General features: G+C 51.9%; 12 protein-coding genes, 3 tRNA genes and 1 pseudogene. 11 read left to right on the top strand and 5 right to left on the bottom strand.

All coding sequences use genetic code 11. The features are described 5' to 3' along the window. Nucleotides 1–52 precede the first annotated feature (52 nt). From polA to AWJ19_RS02510, 5 genes are all read left to right on the top strand, one after another. A complete protein-coding gene (polA, locus tag AWJ19_RS02530; RefSeq protein WP_068721268.1) occupies nucleotides 53–2,722 on the top strand; it encodes a DNA polymerase I in 2,670 nt (889 codons plus the stop codon). A 51-nt stretch (nucleotides 2,723–2,773) separates the two neighbouring features. Next, on the top strand, nucleotides 2,774–3,622 hold the full coding sequence (mutM, locus tag AWJ19_RS02525) for a DNA-formamidopyrimidine glycosylase (RefSeq protein WP_068721264.1): 849 nt from the start codon (nucleotides 2,774–2,776) through the stop codon (nucleotides 3,620–3,622). Between the two features lie 177 nt (nucleotides 3,623–3,799). Beyond that, entirely contained in the window at nucleotides 3,800–4,549 is a 750-nt protein-coding gene (locus AWJ19_RS02520; protein WP_068721261.1) for a manganese efflux pump, read from the top strand. Between the two features lie 9 nt (nucleotides 4,550–4,558). Continuing rightward, nucleotides 4,559–5,155, top strand: a complete 597-nt coding sequence (gene coaE / locus AWJ19_RS02515; protein WP_068721259.1) for a dephospho-CoA kinase — start codon at nucleotides 4,559–4,561, stop codon at nucleotides 5,153–5,155. Between the two features lie 28 nt (nucleotides 5,156–5,183). Beyond that, on the top strand, nucleotides 5,184–5,714 hold the full coding sequence (locus AWJ19_RS02510; protein WP_241781570.1) for a lytic transglycosylase domain-containing protein: 531 nt from the start codon (nucleotides 5,184–5,186) through the stop codon (nucleotides 5,712–5,714). Between the two features lie 75 nt (nucleotides 5,715–5,789). Here the strand turns inward: AWJ19_RS02510 and AWJ19_RS02505 are convergent, their stop codons facing one another. Beyond that, complete coding sequence (locus tag AWJ19_RS02505; protein WP_068721254.1) at nucleotides 5,790–6,008, bottom strand: alpha/beta-type small acid-soluble spore protein; 219 nt, start codon at nucleotides 6,006–6,008, stop codon at nucleotides 5,790–5,792. Nucleotides 6,009–6,172: 164 nt separating this feature from the next. Between AWJ19_RS02505 and nrdR the strand changes: the two genes are divergently transcribed. The 3 genes from nrdR (at nucleotide 6,173) to AWJ19_RS02490 (ending at nucleotide 7,061) form a co-directional block, all read left to right on the top strand. Then, nucleotides 6,173–6,649 (top strand): transcriptional regulator NrdR, encoded by a 477-nt coding sequence (gene nrdR / locus AWJ19_RS02500; protein WP_068721252.1) that lies wholly within the window; start codon nucleotides 6,173–6,175, stop codon nucleotides 6,647–6,649. Between the two features lie 246 nt (nucleotides 6,650–6,895). Then, nucleotides 6,896–6,971, top strand: a tRNA-Ala gene (locus tag AWJ19_RS02495). Nucleotides 6,972–6,988: 17 nt separating this feature from the next. Further along, nucleotides 6,989–7,061 (top strand) — tRNA-Lys (locus tag AWJ19_RS02490). A 595-nt stretch (nucleotides 7,062–7,656) separates the two neighbouring features. Here the strand turns inward: AWJ19_RS02490 and AWJ19_RS02485 are convergent. Beyond that, nucleotides 7,657–8,307 carry a transcriptional regulator gene (locus AWJ19_RS02485; protein WP_068721250.1) on the bottom strand — a complete coding sequence of 217 codons (651 nt, stop codon included), beginning with the start codon at nucleotides 8,305–8,307 and terminating at the stop codon, nucleotides 7,657–7,659. Between the two features lie 264 nt (nucleotides 8,308–8,571). On the opposite strand from AWJ19_RS02485, the gene AWJ19_RS02480 reads away from it, so the two are divergent. Continuing rightward, nucleotides 8,572–9,891 carry an amino acid permease gene (locus AWJ19_RS02480; protein ID WP_068721249.1) on the top strand — a complete coding sequence of 440 codons (1,320 nt, stop codon included), beginning with the start codon at nucleotides 8,572–8,574 and terminating at the stop codon, nucleotides 9,889–9,891. A 202-nt stretch (nucleotides 9,892–10,093) separates the two neighbouring features. Continuing rightward, nucleotides 10,094–12,286, top strand: a complete 2,193-nt coding sequence (locus AWJ19_RS02475) for a rhamnogalacturonan lyase (protein ID WP_068721247.1) — start codon at nucleotides 10,094–10,096, stop codon at nucleotides 12,284–12,286. Here AWJ19_RS02475 and AWJ19_RS02470 read toward each other — a convergent pair. Continuing rightward, nucleotides 12,281–12,745 carry a VOC family protein gene (locus AWJ19_RS02470; protein WP_241781569.1) on the bottom strand — a complete coding sequence of 155 codons (465 nt, stop codon included), beginning with the start codon at nucleotides 12,743–12,745 and terminating at the stop codon, nucleotides 12,281–12,283. The genes AWJ19_RS02475 and AWJ19_RS02470 overlap by 6 nt on opposite strands. Nucleotides 12,746–12,893: 148 nt before the next feature. Between AWJ19_RS02470 and AWJ19_RS02465 the strand changes: the two genes are divergently transcribed. Next, a tRNA-Lys gene (locus AWJ19_RS02465) sits at nucleotides 12,894–12,966 on the top strand. Nucleotides 12,967–13,066: 100 nt separating this feature from the next. Here AWJ19_RS02465 and AWJ19_RS02460 read toward each other — a convergent pair. Continuing rightward, nucleotides 13,067–13,834 (bottom strand): ABC transporter ATP-binding protein, encoded by a 768-nt coding sequence (locus tag AWJ19_RS02460; RefSeq protein WP_068721245.1) that lies wholly within the window; start codon nucleotides 13,832–13,834, stop codon nucleotides 13,067–13,069. Continuing rightward, nucleotides 13,834–14,939, bottom strand: a pseudogene (locus tag AWJ19_RS02455) (iron ABC transporter permease). Before AWJ19_RS02455 ends, AWJ19_RS02460 begins: the two are co-directional and overlap by 1 nt. Nucleotides 14,940–15,140: the final 201 nt, after the last annotated feature.

The raw sequence follows: 15,140 nt of genomic DNA, 5'->3' as shown, positions 1-15,140 counted from the left end.
AGGGCATATGGTAAGATGTAAGAAGTAAGCAAGAAAAAGGCGAGGTGCTACAGTGGACAAGTTGATACTTATAGACGGAAACAATATTATTTACCGCGCGTTTTTTGCGATGCCGCCGCTGACAAATACAGCCGGGCAGCAGACGAACGCCGTATACGGCTTTACAACCATGCTGCTGCGTTTAATTGAAGAACATAAACCAAGCCATCTGATCGTAGCGTTTGATGCAGGTAAAATTACGTTCCGGCACGAAGGATATGAGGATTATAAAGGCGGCCGGCAAAAGACGCCGCCGGAGCTGTCTGAGCAATTTCCGCTGCTGAAGGACCTGCTGCGCGACCTTGGTGTGCCGCAGTTCGAAATCAGCGGTTATGAGGCTGATGATATTATCGGAAGTATTTCACGCGAGGCAGACGCTGCCGGACGTGAAGTGATGATTGTATCCGGGGACAAGGATATGCTGCAGCTGGCCTCGGAGCATACAACCATTGCGCTTGTGCGCAAGGGCGTAACTGAGGTGGAGCTGTACGGGCCGCAGCAGATCCGCGAGAAATACGATTTGACGCCTGAGCAGATTATTGACCTGAAGGGCCTGATGGGCGATGCGAGTGATAATATTCCAGGGGTGCCTGGGGTGGGTGAAAAAACGGCGCTCAAGCTGCTGCACCAATTCGGTTCAGTAGAAGGCGTGCTGGCCGGAACCGGAGAGCTTAAAGGCAAGATGAAAGAGAAGCTGGAGGAGCATGCGGACAGTGCAGTTATGAGCAAGAAGCTGGCGACGATCTACCGCGAGGTTCCGCTTGAACATGCCTGGGAGGATATGTCCTTCGCGGGGATTAACCGGGATACAGCCGGGCCTGCACTGGCGAAGCTGGAATTCAAGTCCCTGATGGAGCGGCTGTCGCTGAGCGCCTATTCCGGCTCAGCCGGTGGTGATCCGGCGGTTGAGGCTGCTGAAGCGGCTGAGCTGGATATTACAATTGTAGGAGAAGACGGGCTGAAAGCGCTGATTGACGCACTCCCGGGAATTTCTGCCCTGCATGTGGAGACGAGCGGGGAGAATCCGCATCGCTCGGAGGTAATTGGTATCGGCCTGTCTTCGCCGGAGCAGCATTATTACGTGCCGTTTGCCCTGTTGCAGAATCCGGCAGCTGCACCACTGCGTGACTGGCTGGGTGACAGCAAGGCGCCGAAGAGCGGCTACGACCTGCACCGCGCTGACCTCGCCCTGCACTGGCAGGGGATTGCTTTTGCCGGAGCAGCCAATGATGTGCAGCTTGCCGCCTATCTGCTGGACCCGACAGAAGCAAATCAGAACCTGAATGATCTTACCTCCAAGTACGGTCTGCCCCGCCTGTCACCGGATGAGGATGTGTTTGGCAAGGGAGCCAAATACAAAATCCCCGAGCTGGACATTCTGGGTAACCACGTAGCCCGCAAGAGCGCGACGGTGCTAGGGATTGTGGAGAAGCAGCAGCAGGAGCTGCAGGAGACGGCAATGACCGGATTGTTTGAGGATCTGGAAATGCCGCTGTCGCGGATTTTGGCTGACATGGAGAAGCAAGGGATTGCTGTTAACAAAGAGGAGCTTAAAGAGCTGGGCAAAGAGTTCGAGGCTCAGATTGCGTCGCTGGTTGCGGAAATTTATGAGATCTGCGGCACCGAATTTAACCTCAACTCGCCAAAGCAGCTTGGTGAAATCCTGTTTGTGAAGCTGGGATTGCCTGTCGTGAAGAAGACCAAAACAGGCTACTCTACAGATGCAGAAGTACTGGAGAAGCTGGCTCCTTATCATGATGTGGTGCGCCTGATTCTGCAGTACCGCACAATTGCCAAGCTCCAGTCCACCTATGTAGAAGGTTTGCTCAAAGAAATTTCGGAACAGACCGGTAAGGTGCATACCTTCTACCGGCAGACGATTGCGGCTACAGGACGGCTCAGCAGCCAGTTCCCGAACCTGCAGAATATCCCGATCCGGCTGGAGGAAGGCCGCAAGCTGCGTAAGATTTTTGTGCCGTCCGAGCCCGGCTGGTCGATTCTCGCGGCTGACTATTCGCAGATCGAGCTGCGTGTGCTGGCCCATATCTCCGGCGATGAGCGGATGAAGGAAGCTTTTCTGGAAGATATGGACATTCACACCAAGACAGCGATGGATGTATTCGGCGTAACAGCGGATCAGGTGGACAGTAACATGCGCCGTTCTGCCAAGGCGGTTAACTTCGGGATAGTATATGGCATCAGTGATTACGGGCTGTCCCAGAACCTGAACATTCCGCGTAAGGAAGCGGCTCAGTTTATCGAGCAGTATTTCGAGGTCTTCCAGGGCGTGCGCAAGTATATGGATGATATTGTGCAGGATGCCCGTAAGCAGGGCTATGTGACCACACTGCTGGAGCGCCGCCGCTATCTGCCGGAGATTAATGCCAAAAACTTTAATTTGCGCTCTTTTGCCGAACGTACTGCCATGAATACACCGATTCAGGGAACGGCTGCAGATATTATCAAGCTGGCTATGGTGCATATGGATAAAGCGCTGTTTGAACGCGGACTGAAGAGCCGTATGCTGCTGCAGGTGCACGATGAGCTTGTGTTTGAGGTGCCGGAGGATGAGCTGGAGCTGATGAAGCAGCTGGTGCCTGAGGTTATGGCCGGAGCACTCGAGCTGTCTGTGCCGCTAAAGGCGGAGGTAAGTTATGGAAGTAACTGGTATGAGGCGAAATAGACTCCCCGCTGCTTGTCTATATCCGTTATAATGGTGTAGAGGTGAGTCATTATGCCGGAATTACCGGAAGTTGAAACAGTCAGAAGAACCCTTAACGATTTAATTACAGGCAAGAAGATAGAGCACGTCACCGTCCGGCTGCCGCGGATTATCCAGCGTCCGGACGATACTCAGGCCTTTGCCAACATGCTGGCAGGCCATAGCATTGTTACAGTTGAGCGAAGAGGCAAGTTTCTGCGGTTTTTGCTGGACGGACTCGTGATGGTCTCCCATCTGCGGATGGAGGGCCGTTACGGGCTGTACCGGCAGGATGAGCCGCTGGACAAGCATACTCATGTTATTTTCCATTTTACCGACGGCACCGAGCTGCGGTACACGGACGTACGCCAGTTCGGGACTATGCATCTGTTTGATCCCGGTGAGGATCTGCTGCTGAAGCCGCTGAACAAGCTGGGTCAGGAGCCGCTGGATGTTTCTTTTACGCCGGAGCGGTTTAAGGAAATTGTCGGAGGCCGGAATACCAAAATCAAGCCGCTGCTGCTTAATCAGGAATACATTGTCGGCATCGGCAATATCTATGTAGATGAGGCGCTGCACCGTGCGGGGATTCACCCCGAGGAGACGGCGAAGTCACTTTCGGACGAGCAGCTGAACCGGCTGCATAGTGCGATTGTGGCGACGCTAACGGACGCGGTGAACGCCGGAGGCTCTTCGGTTAAATCGTATGTTAACGGTCAGGGTGAGAGCGGCAGCTATCAGCAGCAGCATCTCATTTACGGCCGTAAGGATCAGCCATGCACAACCTGCGGCACCCTGATCGAGAAAAGCGTCGTAGGCGGCCGGGGCACGCATATCTGCCCGAATTGCCAGCCTTTAACCGTTATTATAAGCAGAAGTTAGGAACGAGATTTATCCGTTTCGTTGTTTAAATGCACCAGACCTGTCCAGCCTGACACAAAAGCCCAGGAACCGACTGCCGGTCCCGCCCATATACTGTGTGAAGAACGCTGAAACAAGCAAACGGAGCCGGAGGGTTTCATCCTCATGGCTTCCGTTTCTTCACGGGAGGGATTGCGGGTGATCAGCCCATTGTTTTCACTGCTGCTTCTGGCTTTTGCGCTTAGTTTGGACGGTTTTGGTGTAGGCATTACATATGGATTACGCAAAATGAAAATACCGCTGCTCTCCATTCTGATTATCTCGCTCTGTTCGGGGATTGTCATTGGTGTCTCGATGCAGGTCGGTGTACTCTTAGCCAAGGTTGTCTCTCCGGATGCCGCCTCCATTATTGGAGCGGTTATTCTCGTCTTAATGGGCTGCTGGTCGCTGATTCAGATGCTGACTCAGAAGGAACGGAGCCCGCAGGATGAGGAGAGGGAAGCCGCACTTGAGAGATCGGGAGGGGTTGCAACATCCGGCCTTAAGACTGAAGCAGGCGCCTTGACGGAGCTGCCGGCAGACGCCGGAGAAGCCGGTCCGCAGAAGTCCGCTGTTTTCTCCTTGGAGCTGCGGCATCTGGGTGTAGTTATTCAGATTCTGCGGACACCGTCCTCCGCCGACATGGATGCTTCCGGCAGCATCTCCTCAATGGAAGCGATGATTCTGGGGATTGCGCTGTCGCTGGACGCTTTTGGCGCGGGGCTTGGTGCTGCGCTGCTTGGCTTCAGCCCGGTGTGGACTTCGCTGATGATTGCCCTGTTCAGTGGTACCTTTTTGCTGCTTGGAATGAAGACCGGTCTCAAACTGTCTGGAAGCTTCTGGATGAAGCATGCTGCCGCTCTGCCTGCGTTATTATTAATTGCTATGGGAATAATGAAGCTGTTATGAGGTGAGTACATGATTATGGGCTTAACCGGAGGTATTGCATCCGGAAAAAGCACCGTCTCCGCAATGCTAGTGCAAAAAGGAGCACGACTCGTCGATGCCGATGTCATCGCAAGAGGGGTCATGCTCCCGGGACATCCCGTGCTGGCTGCTGCTGTAGAACATTTTGGCCAAGGAATCCTGCTGCCTGACGGCACCTTAAACCGGGCTGCGCTGGGGGAGATCGTCTTCAGCGACCCCGCTGCCCTGCAGGTACTGAACAGTCTGACCCACCCTGCAATCCGCCAGGAAATCAAGGACCAGATGTATGCACTTGAAGCGGAAGATACGCAGCGTCTGGTTATTGTAGACATTCCTTTATTGTATGAATCCAAGCTGGACAGCCTGTTCGATAAAGTTATGGTTGTGTATGTACCCCGGGAGGTGCAGCTTGCCCGCTTGATGGAGCGTAACGGACTTAGCCCTGAACAGGCTGCAGCAAGGCTGGACGCTCAGATGGACATTGAAGAGAAACGCGCGAGAGCAGATTATATCATTGATAACAGCGGTGAGCTTGCCGAGACTGAGCAGCAGGTTGCCGTTATGTGGGACAGGCTGGGGTTATTATGAGCTGGCTGCGTAAAAAAGAGTGCTGCTCTTGCTGTTCATCGGCTTTACCGCCATTCTGTTTCTCGGAACCAACTGGATGTCCTGGTTTTATCCGATTCATTATAAAGACGAAATCCGCAAACACAGCAGCACGTATAAGACCGATCCGTTTCTGGTCGCGGCGATTATCCGTGTGGAGACCAACTTCAAGACGGGCCGTGAATCCAAAAAAGGCGCCCTCGGACTGATGCAGCTCATGCCGGATACCGCCAAGTGGGCGCTTGAAATGGCCAAGCTGCCTGATGTATCGCTAGATGAGCTTAAAGAGGAGCCGTCGGCCAATATCGAGCTGGGCACCTGGTATCTTTCCTCGCTGTCCCGCCAATTTGACGGCAACCGGACAGCTGTGATCGCCGCATACAATGCGGGCCCAGGCAAAGTACAGAGCTGGCTTGATGGAGGAGACTGGGATGGTACAGAGGCTGCGGTGAAGGATATCCCGTTTGGCGAGACCCGGCACTACGTGCAGCGCGTAATTTATTATTATAATCAGTATACGGATATTTATACTGAGTTCTAATGTTGTATGTAAAAAAAGAAGCATTAAACGGCTTAGGGCCGTTTAATACTTCTTCGGCAAGCTTATGGGGACAGGTTATTTGTATTGACCTGCCAGGGATTGCTCAGCGATCGTTACAAGACGTTTAGTGATGTAACCACCGATCGAACCGTTTTCGTAAGATGTTTTATTGCCTTGGTATCCGTCCGGGGAAAGAGTGATACCCAATTCTTGGGCAACTTCATATTTCAGTTGCTCCAATGCACCGCGTGAGTTGGAAACTACCAGGTTGTTGCTGCTGTTGTTTTGGCTCATTTCTGTTCACCTCCTATCGGTTGGTAACTGTATTATGTGCCGGACCCGCCAGATTCATAACAATAATAAAACGGTGTTTTCTGGAAAAAAATATTGAGCCCCGTTAAGCGGTGTGCTGCCTGCAGCAGCAACTACTATTACAGCAAAAAGGAGTGGCCAAGCTAATGAAATGCCCATACTGTGATCACACTAATACCAAAGTGCTTGATTCGCGTCCGGCCAATGAGAACAAGTCGATCCGGCGCAGGCGTGAATGTGAACGCTGCAGCAAGCGCTTTACTACATTCGAGATGATTGAGGAAACACCGCTGATTGTCATTAAGAAGGACGGAAGCCGTGAGGAGTTCAGCCGTGATAAAATCCTGCGCGGGCTCATCCGCGCCTGTGAGAAGCGGCCGGTGTCTGTAGAACGCTTGGAATCCATCGTATCCGAGGTGGAGAAGACGCTGCGCGGCATCGCCCTGGCGGAGATTGAGAGCCGGCAGATAGGCGAACTCGTGATGGAGCAGCTCTATCCGGTGGATGAGGTAGCTTACGTTCGTTTTGCCTCTGTATACCGGCAGTTTAAGGATATCAACATGTTCATGAAGGAACTGAAGGGGCTGCTGTCCAAAAACGATGGTGAGCTGGAGGGCCTTTAGAGGAGCTGCAGCACCTGTGCAAAAAACTGCTCCGTTTAATGTAGAGCTTTGTAGAGGTGCTGTATCGTTTCTTGTTTCTTACGGGAATAAAAAAGAAAATAACATTTTTCATAAAAGTGTTGACATGAGGAATGGATTTCTGTATTATATAGAAGTCGGCTACGAAATACGAAATAACACGACGAAGTGAGCTTTTAGTTCACACATGATTTTAGAATACATATTGTAGTTCTAAATCGGTAACATGGGGCCATAGCTCAGCTGGGAGAGCGCATCGCTGGCAGCGATGAGGTCAGGGGTTCGATCCCCCTTGGCTCCACCATAATTTTATACCAGCATGGACTCTTAGCTCAGTTGGTAGAGCAGTAGACTCTTAATCTATTTGTCCAGGGTTCGAGCCCCTGAGAGTCCATTTTAGAAGAAACGGCAGATATGCCGTTTTTTTGTTGTCTATTGAAAGTAGGGGAGGGGGCCTTGGTATGTGATTAACACCGAATGCATCAAACACTCTTTTGGCTCCATAATGACATTTTCGAGCTACTTCTACTATGCTAACAGTGCCAATACCTTGTACACAGCAAGACAGCAAGACAGCAAGACAGCAGCTATATTTACTAACCGACGATCCCCAGTAACCCCAGTAACCCCAGTAACCCCGGAACCCCGGAACCCCGGAACCCTCGAACTCCCGAACTCCAGTAGCTCTTCTCACCCCATCTCGTAAACCAACGAATAGCGGATACTCCTTTACTCAAACTATACTTCGACTCTCGAATTCTAACGGACCGTAGCGCCGTTATTTATGCCGTTCGACATGCCTGCACAGGCTAACGGACTGTAATGACGTTATTCCCTCCTATTGCTGCCCATTTCAGAAGTTGGAACGAAAATAACGTCATCTGAGTCCGTTAGCCTGGGAAAACCCTTATTTTAGCGGAAATAAGGACTCCTGGGTCCGTTAGAGTCTGGGGTAATGTGTATCAATACATTTATGTGGCTTGGGATAGCTACACCTTTAAACAATACGTACGATAACGATGGGGTCCGCCGCCTGAGATATCAAGCAGCTTTTGTTCGGCTAAGTGATGCAGGATGCGTCTGGCATGCCGGTCCGTTACATGCAGATGGTCTGCGAGTTCTTGAGGAGTGAATGACCTGAGCAGACGTCTGGCAAAACGCATAGTTTCCGCTTCGAGCCAAATTAATGAAGAAGAAACATCAGTCGCTACGAATTTGCCGATAAATGAAAGCACCAGCTGCTGACACTGCTTAGGCTCCTCTACAATAGAAGGATAGGCAACCGGAAGAAAAGTCCAGCCATCGAGAGCCAGCAGACAATGACGCCGGCATAAATCCTTGAACCTCCGGACATCTAGATCCCTAGCATGCGGTCCGAAGCCTTGAATCTCAATTCCGCCCTTCACTCCCCCAGGCATATATGCCAAATCAAGATAGCGATAACCGTTATTGAAGTCACGCACTTCCCATTCCGGAAGCAGATGATCCAAATTACCGACAGCCGGGTACCATACCGCTCGAAGAAATTCCACGGTTCCATGCCCCAGTCCTTTTTCAAGTAACTCTCTGCGTCTGTGGTTGCTTTCGTTTTTAATACTGTTTTGTAACCATTCCTCGTACAGCTGGTCGAATCTAGGCATACTATCATACTCCTCATCAACATTTTTTTTGCACAAAAAAGCCGCTCACATACAATTCTCCAGCTAACTAACTTAGCAGGTGGTTGTATGAAAACGGCGTGTGCTTCACGGCTTATATCTCCATTATATCCTCATCAAAGATGGAAGCAATGACAATGATCTTAACGAAATGACTTTTCCCGCTTTCAAATCTCACACAACGTGGTAAGATAAGCAGACGGAAATTACCGTAAGTACAGAGACAGGAAGGGTCAGAAATACATTATGAGCACAAAGAAAGCAACAACAAAATCACTTGGCAAAACATTAACAGCCACTCAGGCCCTGGCCATTGTAGTCGGGATGATTATCGGTTCGGGGATCTTTTTGAAGCCGGGGATTGTGCTGAGCAATGCCGGAACGCCATGGATGAGTATTCTGGCCTGGGGTGTTGGCGGGATCATTACACTGGCATCAGCGCTGACTGTGGCGGAGATCGCTGCTGCGATTCCTAAATCCGGCGGATTGTATACTTACCTCGGTGAGCTGTACGGCGGCGTATTCGGTTATCTGCTGGGCTGGGTGCAGGCGGTGATTTCTTATCCGGCGTCTGTAGCTGCGCTGGCGATTGCTTTTGCCACCTATTCCGGGTATTTCGTGCCGCTGAACGGCTGGCAGCAGAAGCTGCTGGCAGTGGCCATTCTGGCGTTTATCCTGATTATGAATGTCATTGCCACCAAATTCGGCGGGATCATCCAGACGGTTGCGACTGTTGGTAAGCTGATTCCGGTTGCGGGCATAATCGGCGTTGGCCTGTTTTCGAATCTGGCTCCCGGCTTTTCGGGAATAGATGCACCAGCGGCGGGCGCGGGCTTTGGAGTGGCGGTTCTGGGTACACTCTGGGCGTATGACGGCTGGATCAGTGTAACTAATATGGCAGGTGAAATTAACAATCCGGCGAAGACCCTGCCTAAGGTCATTTCGATCGGGGTTATTTTTGTGATCGCTGTGTATGTGCTGTTTAATGTGGCTGTGTTCAAGGCTCTGCCTTATGAGCAGATTATTAGTTCCCCCACTCCGGGGGCTGATGCTGCAGAAGCGCTGTTCGGCAACGGGGGCGGAGCTTTTATTACGGCAGGCATTATTATATCCGTGCTCGGTGCGCTGAACGGCTATCTGATGACCGCAGCACGGGTGCCGCAGGCGATGGGGGAGAAGCAGCAGATTCCATTTTCACGGGTGCTGAGCAGTATTCATCCCAAGTTCCAGACCCCGGCTAATGCGCTTATTTTTCAGAGTGTGCTGGCGGTAATCTACATTTTCTCCGGGACCTTTAATACGCTGACGGATCTGCTGGTGTTTGTATTGTGGATCTTTTTTACGATGGGTGTGTTTGGAGTCTTTCTGTTACGCAAAAAAATGCCGCCTGTGCAGGGGCGCTACCGTGTGCCGCTTTATCCGGTTACTCCAGTGATCGGTGTTGCAGGCGGACTCTACATTCTGGGCAGCACCATTGTCAGTGATCCGCTGCGCTCGCTGATCGGAATCGGGATTACATTGGCCGGATTGCCGGTGTATTATATTTTGACGCGTAAAAAAGCTTAATCTGCATGCATAAGACCATTCCTTTCTGCAAAGGGGTGGTCTTTTTGCGTACAACCAGCCTGCAATGCAAGATAGTGCAATCCGGGCGAAATAGTCCAAAACCGCATAACAGGCCGGGCAAAAATGTCCTATTGCCGGAATAACCGGGGATAAGTATGCTACAGTTGTTGATTTTTTGGAATGTAATGGAGGAGAACGGAAAATGAGCATTCAGATGGAGCATTTGGACCGGGGGCTGGCAGCAGTCAGCACTTCGGAAGGAATATTTATCAGCTGGCGGCTGTTGGGGCAGGAAGTGACAGCGGCTACAGCACAGGGCTTAACGGCTGCGGATTTCCGCTTATACCGTAATGGTATGCTTATTGCGGAGGTCACAGACAGTACAAATTATCTGGACCGGTCCGGCAGCCTTGAAGCGGAATACGCGGTAGCTGCAGTGATTAACGGGAAGGAACAGGAGCAGTGTGCTGCAACCCGGCCCTGGGAAACTCCCTATCTGGAAATTCCGCTGCAGAAGCCGGCGGATGGGATTACACCTGCCGGTCAATCGTATACTTACAGCGCCAATGACATGAGTGTGGGGGATGTTGACGGTGACGGGGAATATGAGTACATCGTGAAATGGGACCCGTCGAATGCCAAGGATGTCTCCCATGTAGGCTATACCGGGAATGTGTATCTGGATTGTTATAAACAAAACGGGACACTTCTGTACCGTATCGACCTGGGAGTCAATATCCGGGCAGGAGCGCATTACACCCAGTTCCTGGTATATGATTTTGACGGTGACGGCAAGGCAGAGCTGATGTTCAAGACCGCACCGGGTACCAAGGTGATTCGCTACGAGGAGGGTGCTCCGGTCTCTGAAGCATTCATTACGCTGCTTCCCGAGGATGAAGCTGCCGGGTACAGCCATAATGATGATTACCGCATGAATGGTGCAGCGTATTCCGAGCATGTGGCGGAGCTGTTCGAGAGCTGGCACAGCCATGAGGAGGTGCTGGCGGGACACTGGCCGGCTACACTGGAGGAGTGCTTCGGAATTGCCCCCGAATATTCCTACCCGTTGTCCCGGGAGGATGCGGTCCGGCTTGCAGATTATTTTCTGGATGTATATGCGCCTTCAAGGAGCGAACGGAACAAGCTGCGTGATTTTGAAGGGTTTATTCTGAAAGGGCCGGAGTACCTCAGCGTCTTCCGCGGTGAAACGGGAGAGGAGCTGGCTACGGTCCGCTACAAGCCGGGCCGCCATGACGACGGGCTGATGTGGGGGGATTACTCCTGGAACCGGATTGAGCCGGGCAACCGGGTGGACCGCTTTCTGGCAGGAGTCGCCTATCTGGACGGAAAAAAGCCTTATGCGCTGTTTGCCCGCGGATATTATACCCGCGCCACTATGGCCGCCTACAGCTGGGACGGACAGGAATTGACTGAAACCTGGTACATCGACAGCGGCTGGGTTACAATGAACAATCCTTTTGCAGACACTTTGCACTTGCAGGATGGCCGGGATCCGGACTTTGGCAAGCTCGCCAAGCAGGGTGCCCATGCACTGTCCACAGCTGACGTGGACGGAGACGGCTGCCAGGAGATCATCTACGGGTCGGCCACGATCGACCATGACGGCAGCATTCTGTACAGCTCAGGCGGAATCCTGCCGGAGGGAAGCGCAGCTCCGGGGGAATACGCCAAGCTGGGCCATGGAGACGCCCTGCATGTAGCCGTTGTCGATCCTGAGCGGGATGGCCTGCAGATTTATATGGTTCACGAAGAGGGCATTCATGGCCCGTATGGATATACGCTGCGGGATGCAGCGACCGGAGAGGTGCTGTACGGCGGCTTTGCCAAGGAGGATGTAGGCCGGGGCATGATCGGCAAAGTAGAACCGGACGTGCCAGGTCTGCAGACCTGGTGCAGCGAAAGCCACCTGGCTCATGAGCCGTCACGGGGACTACGCTCAGCCAAGGGCGAGAAGCTGGATGAACGGGCGCCGGGAACCAACATGAATATCAAGTGGGCGGCTGACATGACGACCCAGTTCATCAGCGGCACATTTGAAGAACCAGTTACCATTGAGGACTGGAAGCGGGGTACGCTCCTGGCGGCGGAAGGAACACGTTCCAACAACGGCACTAAGGGCAACCCCTGCCTGGTGGCAGACCTGTTTGGAGACTGGCGGGAGGAACTGGTCGTCCGGCTGGCAGACAGCTCGGCTATACGCATCTACATGAACACAGAAGTAACGGACCGCAAGCTGTACACGCTGATGCATGATCCCCAGTACCGGACAGGGGTAGCCTGGCAAAATGTAGTCTATAACCAGCCGTGCTACACCAGCTTCTATCTGGGTACGGACATGAACTGGTCCAAGGTTCCGGTTCCGGATTTGTTATAGCCAAGGCAATATAATATAAAGAAAGTGGAAACGACCGCCCTTAATGATGAAGCGGTCGTTTTGTATGAAGGCTGCTAACAATCCCTGCAACAGCCTAGCTGTGCTGCGCAAGCTGCACCTCAAAGCCATCCGGGTCCAGCACATAAAAGAACCGCAGATGCGGATTCGGCGAGACGGGCCCGCGGGCACCGGGATGCCATGGCTATTTAATTCTTCGATGGCATCTTCCAGCGATGCGACTTCGAAGCCGACAGATACACCGCATTCGGACTTCAGCGCAGCTTCGCTCCCCTGAACCAGCTCAATTTTGGGCTGACCCTGCTGGCCCAGCATAACGATCTGCCTGCCTCTGCTTTCAAATTGACGTTCAACCGGAAGACCCAGAATCCGGTGGTAAAACTGCAGTGAAGCCTCCAGATCGCGCACCCTTAATGTTATCCAGTTCATGCGTAATTGCATATACAGCAGCCCCTTTTCCTTAAGCTAAATGACAATTCAAGTTTACTATAGCCGGATAAAATAAAAAAACATTTGACATTGTGTTTCCTGCGAGGTATATTATAAGAGTTCCTTTCGAGAGCAAAGATCTTAACAGCCAACATAATATGGACTCTTAGCTCAGTTGGTAGAGCAGTAGACTCTTAATCTATTTGTCCAGGGTTCGAGCCCCTGAGAGTCCATCACACAGAGAACGGCAGCGATGCCGTTCTTTTGCTGTTCATTTACATACCAAAAGAGCGTCTCCATTCAAACAGAAGGAGGCGCTCTTTTATATATAGATTATCTAGTCTCCAGATAAGCAATACCCAGCGCTCCGGTAACCGGATTGCGGTAGGTTTCGCAGGCTACATCAAACACCTGGCCGATCAGCTCCTTGGTCAAAATGTCCTCAGGCTTGCCGCTGGCGGCAACCTGCCCCTGCTTCATCACATACAGATAATCGCAGTATTCGGCGGCGAGCGTAAGGTCATGGAGTGCGGCGAGGATGCCAATGTCCAGCTTTTTTACAATGTTCAGGATCTGCAGCTGGAACTTGATATCCAGGTGATTGGTCGGCTCATCGAGAATCATGAATTCCGGCTGCTGGGCGAGCACGCGGGCCAGGATGACACGCTGCTTCTCACCGCCCGACAGTGAATTGTAGCTGCGTTCTGCGTGCCCCTCCAGATTAACCTTGCGCAGGGCACCGGTTACAATATCATGATCCTGCTTATTGTCCGTTTCCAGCATGCCTTTGTGCGGGGTCCGGCCCATTGCTACCATCTCGCGTACCTTGAAATCAAAGCTCAGCTCGTTGAACTGGCCGACGACGCCCAGCTTTTGCGCAACCACCTTGGGGCTTGCTTTGATTACATCAAGGTCAGACAAAAAGACATCTCCCTGCTTAGGCTTGATGACTTTATAGATGCTCTTCAGCAGCGTAGATTTGCCGCAGCCGTTCGGCCCGATCAGGCCGACGAACTGCTTGTTGCGGACCTTGAGCGATACATCCTTGACAATATTGACATTGGAAAAAGAAACAGCCAGCTGTTCAACGTTTAAATTCATTACGATTTGCCTCCAAACGCGTAGCCTTTTTTGACCAGCATGTACATGAACATTGGTGCGCCTATCAGGGCTGTGATGATCCCGATCGGCAGCTCTACATTTGGCACGATAGTCCGGGCAATAACGTCCGTCCAGATCAGGAAGATGGCACCAAACAGGATTGAAGCCGGGAGCAGCCTGCGGTGATCAGAGCCGACAAGTCCCCTTACCAGATGGGGGATAATCAGACCGACGAAACCGATCATTCCGCAGCTGGCGACATGATACCGGTAATCAAGGCGGTGAGAATCATATAGGCCTTGCGGTATGCGCCAAGTGAAATCCCCAGCGTGACTGCAGCTTCATCACCAAGCAGCATGGCATTCAGGGCACGGAACTGCATCAGGAAAAATGCGGCCGCAAGCGTCACGGACACCGCTATCAGCGGCAGCTTATCCCAGCTTGAGGCGGCCAGGCTGCCCATGGTCCAGAAGGTAACGGTTTTGATGCCTTCCGCATTGTTGGCGAAATAGACGATAAAGTTGGCAAAGGCGGTGCATAGCGCATTTATGACCATACCAGCCAGTACGAGTTTGACGGAGGTCATTTTGCCGCCTGCATTAGCCAGGAGCAGCACAAGCAATGAAGCGCCGACAGCACCGGCGAAGGCCCAGAAGGCTACACCGGTCTGCCCGAGAATACCCATCGTGCCGAAGCCGATCAGAATAGCGAAGGTTGCACCAAGCGACCCGCCTGAGGAAATACCTAGTATGTATGGATCAGCGAGCGGATTTTGAACGGCGGCCTGCATAATGGTACCGCACAGTGTAAGGCCTGCACCGATGAACAGAGCCATGAGTACACGCGGGAAACGGATTTTCCAGATTATGTCTACAAAAGATCCGGATGTCAGATCCTGCACATTTCCAATCTGAATGCCGGTAATCTGATGGAGCAGAATGCGGTAGGATTGGGAGACTGGAATTTCTACTTGTCCAAAAGAGACGGCAGCACCTGCGGACAGAACAGTGACGATTAGCAGAACGACAATAACCGCGGTAAATCCGTAACGGCTGCTGATGATAGATTGCTTGGATGCCGGCTGAGCGGCTATCTCGGTTCGCATAACATTCATAGAGACTCCTTCAATATAAAGTTTTAATTTAAAATATATCTCATGATGAGAATCATTGTCAATGAGAATTATTATCATTGACAGATGGTGCTGCTTTCTATATTCTACGATTGTATTCCTTGCAGGACGGAAGGTTATACCAACCCAAGCTAATCCAAGCAAGGCTGTTTACCAGAAATATAGAAAAGGGGA

It is taken from the genome of Paenibacillus sp. DMB5, assembly GCF_001517085.1.
Lineage (GTDB): Bacteria > Bacillota > Bacilli > Paenibacillales > Paenibacillaceae > Paenibacillus_AQ.
This window is presented reverse-complemented; position numbering and strand designations above follow the sequence as displayed.

Bases quoted from the DNA above. Each gene is read 5' to 3' on its own strand.
- AWJ19_RS02480 (WP_068721249.1), top strand. From the start codon at position 8,572: ATGAGCACAAAGAAAGCAACAACAAAATCACTTGGCAAAACATTAACA.
- mutM (WP_068721264.1), top strand. From the start codon at position 2,774: ATGCCGGAATTACCGGAAGTTGAAACAGTCAGAAGAACCCTTAACGAT.
- nrdR (WP_068721252.1), top strand. From the start codon at position 6,173: ATGAAATGCCCATACTGTGATCACACTAATACCAAAGTGCTTGATTCG.
- AWJ19_RS02470 (WP_241781569.1), bottom strand. From the start codon at position 12,745: ATGCAATTACGCATGAACTGGATAACATTAAGGGTGCGCGATCTGGAG.
- AWJ19_RS02460 (WP_068721245.1), bottom strand. From the start codon at position 13,834: ATGAATTTAAACGTTGAACAGCTGGCTGTTTCTTTTTCCAATGTCAAT.
- AWJ19_RS02505 (WP_068721254.1), bottom strand. From the start codon at position 6,008: ATGAGCCAAAACAACAGCAGCAACAACCTGGTAGTTTCCAACTCACGC.
- AWJ19_RS02485 (WP_068721250.1), bottom strand. From the start codon at position 8,307: ATGCCTAGATTCGACCAGCTGTACGAGGAATGGTTACAAAACAGTATT.
- AWJ19_RS02475 (WP_068721247.1), top strand. From the start codon at position 10,094: ATGAGCATTCAGATGGAGCATTTGGACCGGGGGCTGGCAGCAGTCAGC.
- coaE (WP_068721259.1), top strand. From the start codon at position 4,559: ATGATTATGGGCTTAACCGGAGGTATTGCATCCGGAAAAAGCACCGTC.